The sequence below is a fragment of the Streptomyces flavofungini genome (genome assembly GCF_030388665.1).
In the GTDB taxonomy this organism is placed as follows: Bacteria; Actinomycetota; Actinomycetes; order Streptomycetales; family Streptomycetaceae; genus Streptomyces; species Streptomyces flavofungini_A.
In genome coordinates this window covers 1364527-1379349 of record NZ_CP128846.1, presented here as the reverse complement: position 1 = coordinate 1379349, position 14823 = coordinate 1364527, and the positions used below count along the sequence as shown (strand labels likewise).

12 protein-coding genes are annotated in these 14823 nt (G+C 73.1%); 6 read left to right on the top strand and 6 right to left on the bottom strand.

Annotation, left to right across the window (positions count from 1 at the left end):
* Positions 1 to 70 precede the first annotated feature (70 nt).
* The 3 genes from QUY26_RS05300 to QUY26_RS05290 all read left to right on the top strand — a co-directional run bounded on the left by QUY26_RS05300 (position 71) and on the right by QUY26_RS05290 (position 3658).
* Positions 71 to 961: a DUF6206 family protein gene (locus QUY26_RS05300; RefSeq protein WP_289943943.1), complete on the top strand. Its 891-nt coding sequence runs from the start codon at positions 71 to 73 to the stop codon at positions 959 to 961.
* Between the two features lie 74 nt (positions 962 to 1035).
* Positions 1036 to 2556, top strand: a complete 1521-nt coding sequence (locus QUY26_RS05295) for a RedV protein (protein WP_289943942.1) — start codon at positions 1036 to 1038, stop codon at positions 2554 to 2556.
* A gap of 427 nt (positions 2557 to 2983) precedes the next feature.
* A complete protein-coding gene (locus QUY26_RS05290) occupies positions 2984 to 3658 on the top strand; it encodes a response regulator transcription factor (RefSeq protein ID WP_289943941.1) in 675 nt (224 codons plus the stop codon).
* Between the two features lie 86 nt (positions 3659 to 3744).
* Here QUY26_RS05290 and QUY26_RS05285 read toward each other — a convergent pair whose 3' ends face one another.
* The 4 genes from QUY26_RS05285 to QUY26_RS05270 form a co-directional block, all read right to left on the bottom strand.
* Positions 3745 to 4086, bottom strand: a complete 342-nt coding sequence (locus tag QUY26_RS05285; RefSeq protein ID WP_289943940.1) for a RedY protein — start codon at positions 4084 to 4086, stop codon at positions 3745 to 3747.
* Positions 4087 to 4130: 44 nt separating this feature from the next.
* Positions 4131 to 5372: an L-prolyl-[peptidyl-carrier protein] dehydrogenase gene (redW, locus tag QUY26_RS05280; RefSeq protein ID WP_289943939.1), complete on the bottom strand. Its 1242-nt coding sequence runs from the start codon at positions 5370 to 5372 to the stop codon at positions 4131 to 4133.
* Positions 5369 to 8326, bottom strand: coding sequence for a polyketide synthase (locus QUY26_RS05275; protein WP_289943938.1), 2958 nt, complete (start codon positions 8324 to 8326; stop codon positions 5369 to 5371). Before QUY26_RS05275 ends, redW begins: the two co-directional genes overlap by 4 nt.
* Before the next feature lie 196 nt (positions 8327 to 8522).
* The gene (locus QUY26_RS05270) at positions 8523 to 9323 is read right to left on the bottom strand and encodes an AfsR/SARP family transcriptional regulator (RefSeq protein ID WP_289943937.1); all 801 of its coding nucleotides are present in this window, start codon (positions 9321 to 9323) and stop codon (positions 8523 to 8525) included.
* Between the two features lie 320 nt (positions 9324 to 9643).
* On the opposite strand from QUY26_RS05270, the gene QUY26_RS05265 reads away from it, so the two are divergent.
* Genes QUY26_RS05265 through QUY26_RS05255 form a run of 3 tightly spaced genes read left to right on the top strand, consistent with a single transcriptional unit; the run spans position 9644 to position 11728 of the window.
* Positions 9644 to 10297, top strand: coding sequence for a TetR/AcrR family transcriptional regulator (locus tag QUY26_RS05265; protein WP_289943936.1), 654 nt, complete (start codon positions 9644 to 9646; stop codon positions 10295 to 10297).
* On the top strand, positions 10294 to 10944 hold the full coding sequence (locus QUY26_RS05260; protein ID WP_289943935.1) for an ABC transporter ATP-binding protein: 651 nt from the start codon (positions 10294 to 10296) through the stop codon (positions 10942 to 10944). The genes QUY26_RS05265 and QUY26_RS05260 overlap by 4 nt, the downstream gene beginning before the upstream one ends.
* Positions 10931 to 11728, top strand: coding sequence for a hypothetical protein (locus QUY26_RS05255; RefSeq protein ID WP_289943934.1), 798 nt, complete (start codon positions 10931 to 10933; stop codon positions 11726 to 11728). The genes QUY26_RS05260 and QUY26_RS05255 overlap by 14 nt, the downstream gene beginning before the upstream one ends.
* A 20-nt stretch (positions 11729 to 11748) precedes the next feature.
* Here QUY26_RS05255 and QUY26_RS05250 read toward each other — a convergent pair whose 3' ends face one another.
* Positions 11749 to 13206 carry a cysteine desulfurase gene (locus QUY26_RS05250; protein ID WP_289943933.1) on the bottom strand — a complete coding sequence of 486 codons (1458 nt, stop codon included), beginning with the start codon at positions 13204 to 13206 and terminating at the stop codon, positions 11749 to 11751.
* Positions 13193 to 14596: a family 2B encapsulin nanocompartment shell protein gene (locus QUY26_RS05245; protein ID WP_289943932.1), complete on the bottom strand. Its 1404-nt coding sequence runs from the start codon at positions 14594 to 14596 to the stop codon at positions 13193 to 13195. The genes QUY26_RS05250 and QUY26_RS05245 overlap by 14 nt, the downstream gene beginning before the upstream one ends.
* Positions 14597 to 14823: the final 227 nt, after the last annotated feature.

Here is a 14823-nt window from a genome sequence, read left to right as displayed (position 1 = left end):
GCCCCACCGAACCCGACGACCGCGTCACGGTCGCCCCCGTACCCCCGCTGCCGCCGAGAGCGAGGCACCCATGACCCTCACGGTCCCCCGTACCGCGCTTGCGCGCCTGGAGGAACAGGTGCAGGACGCGCTGCGCCGAGCCGACGACGGCGCCCTCGACGTCCTCGGCCACGGCGAGATCACCCTCGTGCTCCGGCTCCGCACCGACGAGGGCTCCTTCGCCTGCAAACGGCTGCCTGCCTTCCCCGACCGGGACCGCTTCGAGCGCTACCGCCACTCGCTCGACGCGTATCTGCGCCGACTCGCCGACCGGGGCCTGACCGTCGCGCCCACCGAGGTGTGGCACACCGCCGGGCCCTCCGGGCGGATCACGGCGTACTGCGTGCAGCGCGAACTCCCCCCGGAGCGGCTCTGTTCCCGGCTCCTGCACACCGAGGACGAGGCCTGGGCGAAGAACTTCTTCGCCCGCTTCCTCGACCGCGTCGACGCCGCTGTGCACCCGACGCTCGGCCTGGACGCGCAGGCCTCCAACTGGGTCGACATGGACGGCGAGTTGACCTATCTGGACGTCACCACCCCGCTGATGCGTGACGGCCGCGGCCGCGAACTCCTCGACGTGCGCCTGTTCTTCACCTCGCTGCCGTGGATCCTGCGTGACGCCGTCCGCCTCTGCGTGGCCAGGTCCGTCTTCGACAAGTTCTACGCGACGCGCGGCGTGCTCCTGGACTTCCTCGGCAACCTCCACAAGGAACGCCTGGACGCGCTGATCCCCGCGTTCCTGGAGCAGGCCAACGCCCGCCTCACGGAGCCGATCACGGCCGCCGAGGTCCTTGCGTACTACCGCGACGACGCGCGCATGTGGGAGCTGATCCAACGCCTGCGCGCGGCCGACCGGCTCTGGCACCGCAAGATCCGGCGCAAGCCCTACCCCTTCCTGCTGCCCCCGCCCGTGGACCGCTGACGCACGGACGGTGCCGGACCCACGAGAACGCCGCCTGCTCGCATGCCCCGCGTGGAGCTGAGGAGAACACGACGATGACCACAGAACGGGCCCCTGCCCCCGGCGTCCCCACCGCGCCCACGACCACGGAACCCGCCGCCTCAGCCGCGCCCACGACCACGCGCTCCGCCTCCTCCGCCGAATTCGCCGACGCTCTGCGGGAGGCCGCCCGGATCGCCGTGCTCAGCCCCTCGTCCCACAACTGCCAGCCGTGGGCGGTGGCGTGGGCCAGGAGCGAGGTGTCTCGGGCTGCCGCTGTGCGGGTGGTCGAAGGGGAGGCGGGGGCGAGCGGGGTGCCCGGGGTGCCCGGGGTGCTCCGGGAGGCCGAGGGTCCCGAGGGCGGGCGGGGTGGGCGCGGCGATGGGACGGACGCGGCAGACGATACGTACGAGGTGAAGGAGGCGGACGAGGCGAAGGGGGCGGGCGAGGCGGACGAGACGTGTCAGTACCTCGTCCTCGGGCTCGACCGTGACCGGGAGCTGCGGTCGCTGCCCGCCCACGCCGTCGAGATGCTGCTCAGCTGCGGCCTGTACTGGCAGCTCCTGCTGCGGGCCCTGGAGGCACAGGGCTGGTCCGTGGACGCCCTGCGCTTCGCCGACGGCCCGTTGGATGCGGGGGCGGCGCACGGCGCCGAACTGCCGGGGACCGCCTGGCCCCGGTCGTGGACGGCGCTGTGCGTGGCGCGGCTGCGGGGCCGGGGCGGGGCAGGGCCCGGGGCTGAGGCCGGAGTTGAGGCCGGAGCGGAGGCCGGGGCAGGGGCCGGGGGCGCGACCGGGGCCGGAGGCGACGTCGGCCCCGGTGCCCGGGACGGCGGTGCGGAGCTGCGTGCCCTGCGCGCCGCCGCCCGCGCCCGCCGCACCAACCGCGCCCCCTACCGCCCCCAGCCCGTCCGGCCCGCCCTCCTGGACGGCCTGCTCGCCCCCTCGGGGTGCGCGGCGGCGCGCGGCGCGGACGTCACCGTGCGGCATCTGACGTCCGGCACCGACCGCGCGGCGTTCGCCGACTTCGTGGCCGAGCACGGCGGCCGCGACTTCAGCCACCGTGAGGCCTGGCGCGAGACGTACGCGTTCCTGCGGGCCGACCGCTCCCGAGCCGCCGCGCGCGGCGACGGCTTCGCCCTCGACCAGCTGTTCGGGCCGTTGTCGTGGCCGAGCAGGCAGGCCCTGCGCGCCGCCCTCGCGCCCGCGACGATGCGGCTGCTCGGCCCCGTCCGCTACGACCGCTTCGTCGGCCGCCGCCTCGCCCACGGGCTCGCCCGGATGGTGCGTCCGACGCCCGTCGTCGTCGCCATGAGCTTCGACCGGACGGAGCCGACGCTCGCGGACGCTGTCAAGGGCGGAGCGCGACTGGCCGATTACTGGCTGTGCGCGACCGTCGCCGGGCTCGCCCTGCACCCCGTGAGCGTCGTCCTCCAGCACGAAGATCTACGGGCGGCGTTCCAGTCGAGCCTCCGGATTCCCGGGCGCGCGTTCTTCGTGAGCCGCCTCGGGTGGCCCGCCACCGAGTTCCCGTGCTCCCCACGCCGCCCTGCCGACGCACACCTGCGGAGGATCTGACTTTCCCGTCGCGCCGTTTCGAGCCATTCTCATGCTTCTTCCGATAATCCTCGCCCGGACGCCAGTTGCGCCCACATAATGTTGCAGTGCGGACGGCATATTCCGCACCCGTGAGTCTGCCCTGATATGCCGCGAGAGAGGGCGTACGAACGGAGAAAGCGCAGATTCGAACAGCAGCCGGACACGTTTACGGGCAGCAGCGACGAGGGGTACCCGAAGGCACATGGTCGTGTCATTCAAAGGGGGGCGGCGAGATGGGGAACTGCTGCAGGGGGGCACCAGCCGGAAGTCGTCCTCGGGCCGGGGAGGCCGGCCCGCGTGGGTGGGTTGCGGTGACGGCCGGGACGAGAAGAAGGGGAGGAACGGTCCGGTGTGACCGGCGTGGGCGCGGCCCGTGGCCGGCCGGGATGCGGTGAGGCGGCGATCCATGAAGATCCGCGTCCTGGTGTGCTGCGACGAGTCGATCATGTCCGCGGCGATGCGCGCGCTGCTCGATCAGCAGCCCGACTTCGAGGTCCTCGGATTCACCACAGGACGTGAATCCGCCGCGACCGTCGCCGAGCTGACCCCCCACGTCATGATCGTGGTGGCACCGGCGCTCGGCCTGGACGACAGCCGTGAGCTGGCCGAGCTCGCCGCCCTGACGAAGATAGTCCTGATCGCCAAGGCCGAGTCCGCGCACCGCTCCGTCGAGGCCCTGTGCGTCGGCGTCAGAGCGGTCCTCGCCCCCGACTCCTCCGCGGACGATCTGATCCACGTGCTGCGCACGGTGAGCGCGGGCGCCTCCATGGTGATGCCGGCCGCCGCCCGGCGCTGCCTCCAGGGCCTGCCCCAGCAGGGGCGCCCCTGCGGTGTCGGGCGCAGGGCCGCCGATCTCACGCCGCGCGAGTCCGAGGTGATCGTCCTGCTCGCCCAGGGGAAGTCGAACGCGGAAGTCGCCGAGAAACTCTCCGTGTCCCTCGCGACCGTCCGGTCCCACGTCCACCACGTGCTCCGGAAGATGGGCGTGAGCACACGCGCCCAGGCCGTCGCCATCGCCTATGAAACAGGCTTGATGGCGACAATCGGGCGGACCGCGGAATTCCGTGGCCAAGAGGGATGAACAGCGCCCGACCGGGAATGCCGCCTCCCTGATTGCGTGCCCACGCCCCTGGATTCCGCTTCGCACCCCGATCCCGCATCGCGGCACTATCCGGACCGGTATCCGGACCCCACCCGATCCCCCGTCAACTCGGCCACCACCGTGGCCATCTTCTCGAATTCGGCGACCAGTCCACGGAATGTGCCGGAACGCATATCCCGGGCGAAGTCCGCTCGGTCGGTCACCTCGATGACCTCGAAGTACTCACCGGGCGAAGCCGCCCCGGCGTCCGCGACGCGGTGCACGGCGAACGCGACCACCCCCGGCAGCCGCGGACAAGCCGCGTAGTCGACGTCCCGGACCCAGGACTCGAACCGCTCCGGGTCCACGCCGTCCAGCAGCCGGATGCGATGCACGATGACGGTGGTGGCGGATGGGGTGGGCGACATGCTGCATGACATCCCGTCAGTCGGAAGGTGTGCGGTCCGTACGGTCAGCGCCTGCCGCCCGCACGGCGGTTGCCGCCGAGACCGAGGGCGCGGGCGATGTTGTTCTTCTGGATCTCGTTGGTCCCGGAGAAGATGCGGGCCGGCAGCGCGTCCCGCAGCAGCGTCTCGGCGTCGCCGCCCGCCAGGACGCCGAGCGCGCCCCGCAGCTGGACCGCGTCGAGGCCGATCCGCACGGCCGCCTCGCTGACGGCGAGCTTCGCGAGCGCGGGCGCGACCTCGTCCTCGCTGCCCCGTGCGAGATCCCGCGCCGCCTTGTGGAGCAGCAGCCGCGCCGACTCCAGGGCCAGCGTCATGTCGACGACGCGATGACTCACCGCCTGGAAGCCGCCGATGGGCACCCCGAACTGCTCGCGCTCCTTGACGTGGGCGACCGTGGTTTCGAGGACGCGCCGCATCGCGCCGAGATACGCCGCGAACAGGCAGGTGCGCTCCCACTTCATGGAGCCCGCGAACACGCTCGCGCCCGCCCCCTCGGCCCCGAGCACCTGACTCGCGGGCACCACGCACCCGTCGAGGCGCACATCGGCCGTCGGGGAGCCGCGCAGCCCCACCTTGTCGTACGCAGGACCGACCGTGAGCCCCGGCGTGCCCGCCTCGACGACGAACGCCGTCAGGCCGAAGAACCCGCCGCCGGCCGCTGTCGCCGCCTGCACCACGAACACGTCCGCCACCGGCGCGTTCGTCGTGAACGCCTTGGCGCCGTCGAGGACGTAGCGGTCGCCGTCGCGCACCGCACGCGTCCGCAGCGCGAGGGTGTCCGAACCGGCCTCCGGCTCCGTGATGGCGTGCGCCGCGATCCGCTCGCCCGAGCACAGCGCTGGCAGCCACCGCCGCTTCTGCCGCTCCGTGCCGAACTCCACGACCGGCATCACCGCGGCGAACAGGTGCGCCGCGAGGGAGAACGCGAACCCGGTGTCCGGCGAGCCGTAGCCCAGCGCCTCCAGGACGGCCGCGGCCGTGACCGCGTCCAGACCGCTGCCGCCGTACGCCGTCGGCACCACGCTGCCGAGGAGCCCCTGCCCGCCCGCGAGCAGCCAGCGCCGCCGGAACTCCGCGGGATCGAACGGATCAGGTACGTCACCGAGTTCGCGCCGCGCGAAGGCCTCGACCATGCGGCACATCTCCGCGGCGTCGGGATGCGCGGCGCCCGCGGCGGCGCTGTCGGCGTCGATCCCGCTGTCGGTGGCGGCGGACGTGTCGGCGTCTGCGCCGAAGGCGAAACTCATCGCGGTCCGGACCCTTCCTCGCGGTGTTCCTCTACGAGCACGTGGTAGTTGATGCCGCCGGTGCCGAAGGAGCTGACGGCCGCCCGCCGCGGCCTGCCCGGCGGGCGCGCCCAGGGCTGCGGGTCGGTGCGGATCTCGGCGGGGACGGCGGCGAGCCCGAGCGCCGGATTGAGGGTGCGCAGCAGGGTGTTGGGCGGCAGCGTCCCGGCCCGCAGGGCGAGCAGGGTGCGCAGCAGGCCCGCGCTGCCCGCCGCCGCGAAGGTGTGCCCGAAGAACGACTTCGCCGAGCCGATGCGCAGCGGTTCGGCCCGCGGCCCGCCCGCGTACAGGCGCGCCGCCGCCGCGATCTCGACGCGGTCGCCGACCTTGGTGCCGGTGCCGTGCGCCTCCAGGTAGTCGACCGTGCAGGGCTCGAAGTCGACCTGGGCGAAGGCCCGTTGCATGGCGCGCACCTGGCCCGCGACGTCCGGCGCGATGAGCGACTTGGCGTCGTTGGACGCGCCGACCGCACGGATCACGCCGTGCACCGTGTCGCCGTCGCGCAGCGCGTCGTCGTACCGCTTCAGCAGGAAGAGCCCGCAGCCGTCACCCGGTGTGAACCCGTCGGCGCCCGCGTCGAACGGCGCGTTCCTGCTGTGCGAGAGCAGGCCGAGGGCCGAGCACAGCACCATGTCCCGTACGTTGCAGGCCAGTTCGACGCCGCCCGCGACCGCGTAGTCCGCCGTGCCCGAGCGCAGCGCGCCGACGGCGATGTCGAGCGCGGCCAGTGACGACGCGCAGGCCGCTTCCACCGCGAGCGGCACCGCGTCGAGCCCGTACTCGTTCGCGAGCAGCGCGGCGACGCCGCTGGCGAGGCAGCCGTCGAGGAGCGCGGGCGGCAGCCCGCTCGAGCCCCCATCGGCCCGGTCCGCCCGGCCGGTGCGCTCCCGCAGCCGTTCCAGGAGCCGTTTGCGGCCGAGGGCGGAGAGCCCGGCGAGCGCGGGGAGCCCGGCGATCGTGTCGTCGAGCCCGTCCAGCACGAGCCCGGCGTGGGCCTGCCGCTCCCGCGTGAGCCCCAGCGTCCCGCCGACCGCGACCACGCCGCGTCCGCTGAGGGCCCGGCGCGGCGCGAACAGCTCCGCCGCGACGGCGAGCGCGAGCCGCTGCGCGCCGTCGAGCGCCGCGTACCGGGGCGGCAGCACCCCGAGGTCCTCCGGCGGCTCGTCGGGCACCGGCACGTGGCCGCCCTGGTCGGTGTACGAGTAGGTGAGGCTGAGGGCGCCGGGGGAGTGGTAGAGCTCCCGGTCGAGCACCGCGTCCGGCACGGGCCCGATCCGGGTCCGGCCCGACGACACCACGCGCCAGAACCCGGCGGCGTCCGCGGCCCCGGCGAACCTCCCCCCGAGCCCGACCACCGCGACCGGCACGGCCCGCGTCGCGGCTGCCCAGGCACGCCGGGTACGACCCCGGGGCACCGGGCGGCCGCCCCCGGCCCGTGGCCCGCTCGCCCCCGGGCCGGGGTGCTCTTCCAGGACGAGGTGGCTGAACGTGCCGGTGAGGGACGCCCCTTGGACCACCGCGCGCCGCGGCACGCCGGCCCGCACCCCCGCCTGCCACGGGGCGCCGGGCCCCGGCACCCGGGCCGCCGTGCCGTCCGACTCCGCACCGGCGGCGCCCGGCCGACCGGGATAGCGCCCCTGGTGCAGGGCCAGGGCGACCTTCGTGAGCGCGGCGAGTCCCGCGTGCGCGAAGGCGCGGCCGTCGCCACTGCCGAGCGCCACGGGGCCCGGCGCGGGGCGCGGTGGGGTGGGGCCGGTGGTGGTTTCGGGCCTGTCCGGGCTGGTTGTGGCTCCGGGCCCGCTCGGGACGGTCGTGGCTCCGGGCCTGTCCGGGCTGGTCGTGGCTCCGGGCCGGCTCGGGACGGTCGTGGCCTCGGGCCCGCCTGAGCTGGTCGTGGTTTCGGCCCCGCCCGGGACGGTCGTGGCTCCGACACCGGTGGTGACGGTCGTGGCTCCGCCCCCGGTGGTGACGGCCGAGTCCACGTACTCGACGTACTGCACCGTGTCCGGGTCGACCCCGGCCGCCCGCAGCGACGCGGCGGCCGCGCCCTGCCGCAGCTCGGCGGAGCGCGACGGGCGGAAGCAGCCGGGCTGCGGGTCGTGGCGCAGGGTGCAGTCGAGGATCGTGGCGTAGACGCGGTCCTGGTCGCGGACGGCGTCCGAGAGCCGCTTGAGGAGGACGGCGCCGACCCCTTCGGTGAGAGGGCGCGGGGGCGGGGGGCCGTCGGGGGGCGCCTGCCCCGACCCTGCCCCGCTCTTCGCCGCCAACGCCCGCGCCACGTACGGACTCTCGTCCCGCTGGCCGGTCAGGACGAGGACCGCGTCCGACTCCTTTGCCCGCAGCTGTTCCAGCGCGTGGGCGAGGGCCACGAACGACGTGGCCTCCGCGGACTCCACGGCGAGGGTGCGGCCGTGGAGCTTGAAGGCCGCCGCGATCCGCGCCGGGATCGTGCTCGCCATCTCGCCGACCCGGTCGTGCGGCGACCCGCCGAGCCGCCGCGTGAGCAGCTCGCGCAGCTCGTCCCCGGCGCGCGCGGCGCTGTCCGGGTCGGTGCCCGCGGCGACGGCCGCGCGCTCCACCTCGCGGGCGTAGCGGGGGAGTTCGACCCGCAGGGCGTTCGCGTGCTGCCGGTCGAGGGCGAAGCACAGACCGGCGACGACGTCGGTGCGCTCGGCGGGCAGCGGCCGCTCCGGGTGGTCCGCGTCGGCCAGGCAGCGGCGGGCCGCCTCCAGCATCAGCAGCTGCATCCGGTTCATGGACCTGGCCTGGAGGGGCGGGATGCCGAAGCGGGCGACGTCCACCACGACGTCGTCGAGCGTGCCCGGGTCGAGCGCCGCGACGCCCACGACGGCGACGGGCTCCCCGGGCCGGGCGGGGGCGGCGGCCCGGGGCGGTTGCGGATGGGAGGTCGTCACGCGGCTGCTCCTGCGGTCGGCGAACCGGATGTCTCACACGGAAATGAGGTTTCGTTGAGCACGCGAGGAAATGTCTCTCGGCGACCGGGCCGCTGCCCCGTCGTTCGAGGCGGCGGCGATTGAGGCTGCGGCGCATTTCGAAAAGCGAGAAGTGGGGCGGCCGGTACGGAAACGGCGTCGGAGCGGTCGCGGTGCTTCACGTGGCCGCTGTGGCGGTTGAAAGGGAAAGCGCCGGGTCCTGCGAGAGGATTTCCGTGTGCCGACGCTGGAGCACGATTCCCGGCCGCACGCCGAGCTCCTCGTCGAGCCGCCGCCGCGTCACATGGAACAGCTCAAGGGCCTCCGCCTGCCGGCCGGTGCGGTACAGGCCGAGCATCAGGAGCTCGCAGAAGCGCTCGCGCAGCGGGTGCTGAGCCACCAGGCGGCGCAGCTCGGCCACCGCGCGGGCGGCGTCGCCGACCGCGAGCCGGGCCCTGATCAGATCCTCACGGACCGTCAGGCGCCGCTCGTCGAAGAGCGCGGCCGCGCCCCGGCAGCGCAGCCCGTCGCCCGCGTCGAGCAGCGCGGGCCCCCGCCACAGCTCGAGTGCGGCCTGGAGCAGCTCGATCGCGCGCTCGGGGGCCACGGGCAGCGCCGCCGCGCCGCGCGTGGCCAGGTCCAGGAAGCGGTCGCCGTCGACGGACCCCGGCGGCACATCCAGCAGGTAGCCGCCGCGCACCGCGCGCAGGACGGTCCCGCCGCGACGGCACGGTCGGTGAGCGTCGAGCCGGTGTCCGTCGAGCACCTTGCGCAGCCGGGTGGCGTGCGCCTGGAGCGCGTTGCGGGTGTTGCCGAGCGGCTGGCCCGCCCACAGCTCGTCGGCGAGGTCCCCGTGCGCGACGGCGCGACCCGCGTCGAGGGCGAGCGTGGCCAGCATGGCCCGCACCTTGTTGGCCTGGATTCCGTGGAGTTTCCCGTCCGTGGCCACGGAAACAGGCCCCAGGACATGGATGTGCATGACGTTCCCCTCGGTGGCAGCAAACGGCATCACTGGACAACAAAGGGCGCACTGGCCGCTCGGAAAGAAAGGAAGTGCGAAGTCCCCCTCTGACCCCCTCTTGGCCCTGTTCTTTCGGCTCGGAAAGAGTTTTGCAGGGGTGGTGCCCGGGTGCCATCGATCGCCTGACGGGTTTTGCCCGCAAGGCCCCCGATCAATTTCCGGATATCCGTCTCCATCATCTGTGGAGACGGGTGCCGCGGCCCTCCACGGATGGTGGACGGCCCCGCGCCGCCGGCGGCGCTGGACAGGCGGCTGAACGAGCGTTTAGTCTGCTGTATATGCGTTCAATGCCCGAGGATCGCACCACGCGGGCGGTCATCAGAGACGAGGCCCTGCGCCTCTTCGCCGTGCACGGCCCCGACGTGGTGACCGTCCGGCAGATCGCCACGGCGGCCGGTGTCTCACCGGGGCTCGTGGTGCACCACTTCCGCTCCAAGGACGGCCTGCGCCAGGAGGTCGACCAGTACGTCATCAAGGTCTTCGAGGGCATGCTCAGCGAGCTGACCGGCGAGAACGGTCCGGAGCTGCTCGACGAGTCGGGGGCCGCCGCGCGCTCACTCGGCGAGGTCTTCCTGCGCCACCTGCCGGTCGGCTCCCCCCTGCCCGGCTATCTGCGCAGGCTCCTGCTGTCCGACACGGAGGCGGGCCGCGGCCTGTTCCGGCGGCTGTACGCGATGAGCAGGGAGACGCTGGACGACCTCGCCGAGTCGGGCGCCGCCGACAGGGGCCACGATCCCCAGGTCCGCGCCGCGCTGCTGCTGGTCAACGACCTCTCGGTGTTCCTGCTCCGCGACCAGCTGACCGGGGTGCTCGGCGTCGACCCGCTGTCGGCGGCGGGCCTGGCCCGCTGGGGCCCGGAGCTCCTGAGCATCTACGCGGGCGGGCTGAACGCGACTCCCCAGGCACCCCAAGCAGAAGGAGGCCAGGCATGACCGCACGGCCCGAACCCGCACTCACCGCCCGGGACATCCACAAGGCCTACGGCCGACATCAGGTGCTGCGCGGAGTGGACCTCACGGTCGAGCCCGGGCAACTGGTCGCGGTCGTGGGCGAGAACGGCTCCGGCAAGTCGACGCTCCTCAAGGCGATCGCGGGCACCCTGCGCGTCGACCGGGGCGAGGTCTCCCTCGGCGGCACGCTCGGCTACTGCCCGCAGGACCCCGTCCTCAACGCCAACCTCACCGTCGACCAGCACCTGCGCTACTTCGCCGCCGCCCACCGCCTCGCCGACCTGGACCGCGCGGACGAACTGGTGCGCCTGCTGGGCTACGACAAGTACCGCGACACCGCGGCGGGCGAGCTGTCCGGCGGCACCCGCCAGAAGCTCAACCTCACCCTCGCGCTCCTGCACGACCCGGACGTCCTGCTCCTCGACGAGCCGTACCAGGGCTTCGACTGGGAGACCTACCTACGCTTCTGGGACCTCGTCGACCAACTGCACGAGCGGGACAAGGCCGTCGTCGTCATCACCCACCTCGTCTTCGAGCAGGAGCGCTTCGACGTCCTCGCCGACCTCGTCGACGGCCGTCTGACGCACCGTGACACGGCAGTGAAGGAGCCCAGCCATGCCGGCGCCTGACACCCTCCCGGGCACCCCGCTGTACGGCCAGTTCCCGACCGCGCTGCGGTTCTCCGTACGCGAACAGAGCCGCAACCGCCTCGCCGCGCTGCTCCTCCTGCTGTTCGTGCCGCTCTGGTATCTGCTGATGACGGCCATCGCGGGCGACAAGGACGTGGACTTCAAGCTGTACGCGACCGGCGAGATGCTGAGTGTCGGCGGCAAGCACATCACGCTGATCACCGCCGGGCTCAACGCGCTCACGATGATCTCCGGCTTCGTCGTCTTCGACGCCGTCCGCAAGGCCCTGGCCTTCGACAAGCGCCTGGCCTTCGCCGGGTTCGGCCAGTCCACCCTCGTCGGCGCCAAGATGCTCGCCATCGGCATCGTCGCGAGCACCATCGCGCTCTACACCGCCCTGGCCCTGCTGCTCTACTGGCGCCCCGGGCTCACCGGCTGGGGGACGATCCTCGCCGGGTTCGCCACCATGACCCTCACCTACGGCTCGCTCGGCCTGCTGCTCGGCGTCCTGGTCAAGAACGACCTGGAGGGCTTCTTCCTCATCATCATGGGGGGCCTCACCGACACGTTCCTGCAGAACCCGCTCGGCAACCCGGCCGCCAACAAGCCGGTCCTGCAGTACTTCCCCTCCTTCGGACCGATGCAGTTCTCCGTGGGCGGCTCGCTCGGCGACACCGTCCTGTGGCGCTACCTCGGCTTCGGCCTGATCTGGGCCGCGTCCTTCGCCGTCGTCGGCCTGATCGTGTTCCACTTCAGGACCCGGAGCCGCCGCCCCAAGGGCTGACGGCCCCGGATCCCGCCGGATCACGCCTGCTGCGCCGGGGCGCCCTGACCGGACTGGCCGAGCCGCCGCAGCGACGCCACCAACTGGTCCACCTCGTCCGAGGTGTTGTACAGCGCGAACGAGGCGCGGGCCGCCGACTCCAGGCCGTAGTGCGCGAGCGCGGGCTGCGCGCAGTGGTGGCCCGCGCGGACCGCGATCCCGTCCCGGTCCAGCCAGTCCGCGATCGCTGCCGGATCGTGGCCCGCCATCGTGAAGGTGAGCACCGCGATCCGCTCGGCCGCCGACCCGATCACCTCCAGGCCCGGGACGGTCGCCATCGCCTGCATCGCGTACGCCATGAGCTCCTGCTCGTACGCCGCCACCGCGCTCCGGTCGAAGCCGCGCAGCCAGTCGATCGCCGCCAGCAGGCCGACCACACCGGAGATGTGGCCGGTCCCCGCCTCCATCATGTGCGGCATCGCCGCGAACGTCGTCCGCTCGAAGCTCACCGACTCGATCATGTTGCCGCCGCCCTGCCAGGGCCGCATCTCCGCCATGGCCTGCGGCGTCGCGTACAGGGCGCCGATGCCCGTGGGAGCGAACAGCTTGTGCCCGGAGAAGGCGTAGAAGTCCGCGCCCAACTCCGTGACGTCCACCGGCATGTGGGCCACCGCCTGCGCGCCGTCCACCAGGACCTTCGCGCCGTAGCGGTGAGCCAGCGCCGCCATCTCACGCACCGGCGGCACGGTGCCGAGCACGTTCGAGGCCTGGCTGATCACGACCATCTGGGTGCGCGCGGACAGCAGGTCGGCGTACTCGGCCTGGTCGATCTCGCCGTCCGGCGTCAGCGGCACGGGTACGACCCGGGCCCGCGTCTCCTCGGCGATCAACTGCCAGGGGACGATGTCCGAGTGGTGCTCCAGGACGGGCACGAGGATGTCGTCCCCCGGGCCGAGGTGCGCCCGGCCCCAGCTCTGCGCCACCAGGTTGATCGCCTCGGTGGTGCCCCGCACGAACATGACCGTGTCGGGCGAGGGTGCCCCCAGGAACCGGGCCACCGCGCCCCGCCCCGCCTCGTACAGCTCCGTGGCCTCGCGTGCCATGGTGTGCGCGCCGCGGTGGATGTTGGAGTTGGCCGCGCTGTAGTACGCGCTGACGGCCTCGATCACCTGCCGGGGCTTCTGCGTGGTCGCCCCGTTGTCGAGCCAGACGAGCGGATGGCCGTTGACGGTGCGGTGCAGGATCGGGACGTCCTTGCGGGCGGCCTCGGGCGAGAAGGCGCCGGTGGTCGCGGTGGCGAGACCGGAGAGACCGGACGGGTCGGAGAGGCCGGTCGGGTCAGAGAGGCCGGTCAGGTCGGTCGGGGGCGCGGCGGGCACGGTCGTGGCCGCGGTGGGCGTCCCGGCGGGTATCGCCGGGGCCCCGGCGGCCGCGGTGGCCGTCGGCGACGGCACCTGCTCAGGGGAACGCAGCAGCGCCCTGAGATCAGGAGTAGTCATGGTAGTTGTTCACCTCGACGTTCTGGAGCACCGCGATGGCGTCCTCGACGAGGACCGCCGTGTTGAAGTACGCCGTCATCAGGTACGAGCTGATGCCCTTCTGGTCGGTGCCCATGTTCCGCATGGACAGACCGGGTTCGACCTCGTCGGCGACCTCGGCGGGCCGCAGCCCGACCACGCCCCGGTCGGCCTCGCCCATCCGCATGAGCAGGATCTCCGTGGTGCCGACGGCCGCGGCCGAGCCGTTGCCGCCGACGCCGTTGCTGAACGGCACCTTGTCCGACGGCAGGAGCGGAACCCCGCGCCAGGTCAGCAGCGGGCTGCCGAAGCGGCTGTCCGTCACCGGGGGCACACCCCGCCGCGTGCATTCGCGGCCGAACGCGGCGATGGCCTTCGGGTGCGCGAGGAAGAAGCTGGGCTGCTTCCACACCTTGGCGAGCAGCTCGTCGAGGTCGTCGGGGGTCGGCGAGCCGGTGCGCGTCTGCACGCGCTGGCCCGGCGCGACGCTGTGGAAGAGGCCGAACTCCGGGTGGTTGAGCAGCGCCGCCTCCTGTCGCTCGCGCAGCGCCTCGATGGTGAGCAGCGCCTGCTGGCGGGTCTGGTCGACGTCGCCGCTGTAGACGTCGTGGACGCGGGTGTGGACGCGCAGGATCGTCTGCGCGAGCGTCATGTGGTACTCGCGCGGCGCGTCCTCGTAGTCGACGTAGGTGGCCGGCAGGTCGGGCTCGCCGACGTGGCCGGAGGTGAGGTCGACGGGGACCTCGGCGCCGGGCCGGACGCCGTTGCCGGAGACGTACGCGGTCATCGAGGAGCGGACCCGCTCGTCGCGGTCGGCGAGCGCGGCCAGGGCGCTGCGGTCGGCGCACAGGGCGGTACCGGGGGTCAGGGCCTGCACGCGGTAGGGCGTCTGCTGCTCGCGGGTCCAGGCGCCGAGGTCGAAGAACTGGCCGTCTCCGATGACCTCGATCAGCTGTTCCTCGCCGTAGCGGCCTGTCACCCGCTTCTCGGCGCGGCCCTGCACGATGATCCACAGCCGCTCGGCGGGGTCGCCCTCCTGGGCGAGGACCTGCCCGGCCTCGAAGTGGACCTCGCTGAAGGCGCCCGCGAGTTCGGTCAGGCAGGACTCGTCGGCGTCCCGCAGGTACGGCAGTTCGCGCAGGTCGCCGGGTATGACGCGGGTGGAGCCGCCGTCGGTGTGGGTGCTGATCCGGTCGTCGCCGAGCACGAAGGTGCGGCGCCGGTTCACGCGGTACACACCGGACTTGAGGTCCACCCAGGGCAGGGCGCGCAGCAGATAGCGCGGGGTGGTGCCGCGCATCTGCGGCGCGGTCTTGGTGGCGGTCGCGAGTTGCCGTGCTGAATCCGGAGAGAGCGAAAGGCGATCGGTCACGGGAACCTCCTCGAAGACGGGCAGGGGGCCGATCGTCTTCGTGCGGTTCCGTGACCACAAGGTGTGTTTTTTCAACTCCTTTTGGCAATCGGCCGGAAATGACCGACCCCGTATCCGGGGCCGGGGATTCCGGCGCTGTGCGACGGGGGTGTGTCCCAGGGCCTCGGGTGGGGGAGACTGCCCGCCCGTCATATGCGACTGGTTTTGCTCCCCTACGGGCAGTTCGT

Excerpts from the sequence above, each read along its gene's own strand:
- QUY26_RS05300 (WP_289943943.1), top strand. The coding sequence starts at position 71 with ATGACCCTCACGGTCCCCCGTACCGCGCTTGCGCGCCTGGAGGAACAG.
- QUY26_RS05295 (WP_289943942.1), top strand. The coding sequence starts at position 1,036 with ATGACCACAGAACGGGCCCCTGCCCCCGGCGTCCCCACCGCGCCCACG.
- QUY26_RS05290 (WP_289943941.1), top strand. The coding sequence starts at position 2,984 with ATGAAGATCCGCGTCCTGGTGTGCTGCGACGAGTCGATCATGTCCGCG.
- QUY26_RS05285 (WP_289943940.1), bottom strand. The coding sequence starts at position 4,086 with ATGTCGCCCACCCCATCCGCCACCACCGTCATCGTGCATCGCATCCGG.
- redW (WP_289943939.1), bottom strand. The coding sequence starts at position 5,372 with ATGAGTTTCGCCTTCGGCGCAGACGCCGACACGTCCGCCGCCACCGAC.
- QUY26_RS05270 (WP_289943937.1), bottom strand. The coding sequence starts at position 9,323 with ATGCACATCCATGTCCTGGGGCCTGTTTCCGTGGCCACGGACGGGAAA.
- QUY26_RS05265 (WP_289943936.1), top strand. The coding sequence starts at position 9,644 with ATGCGTTCAATGCCCGAGGATCGCACCACGCGGGCGGTCATCAGAGAC.
- QUY26_RS05260 (WP_289943935.1), top strand. The coding sequence starts at position 10,294 with ATGACCGCACGGCCCGAACCCGCACTCACCGCCCGGGACATCCACAAG.
- QUY26_RS05255 (WP_289943934.1), top strand. The coding sequence starts at position 10,931 with ATGCCGGCGCCTGACACCCTCCCGGGCACCCCGCTGTACGGCCAGTTC.
- QUY26_RS05250 (WP_289943933.1), bottom strand. The coding sequence starts at position 13,206 with ATGACTACTCCTGATCTCAGGGCGCTGCTGCGTTCCCCTGAGCAGGTG.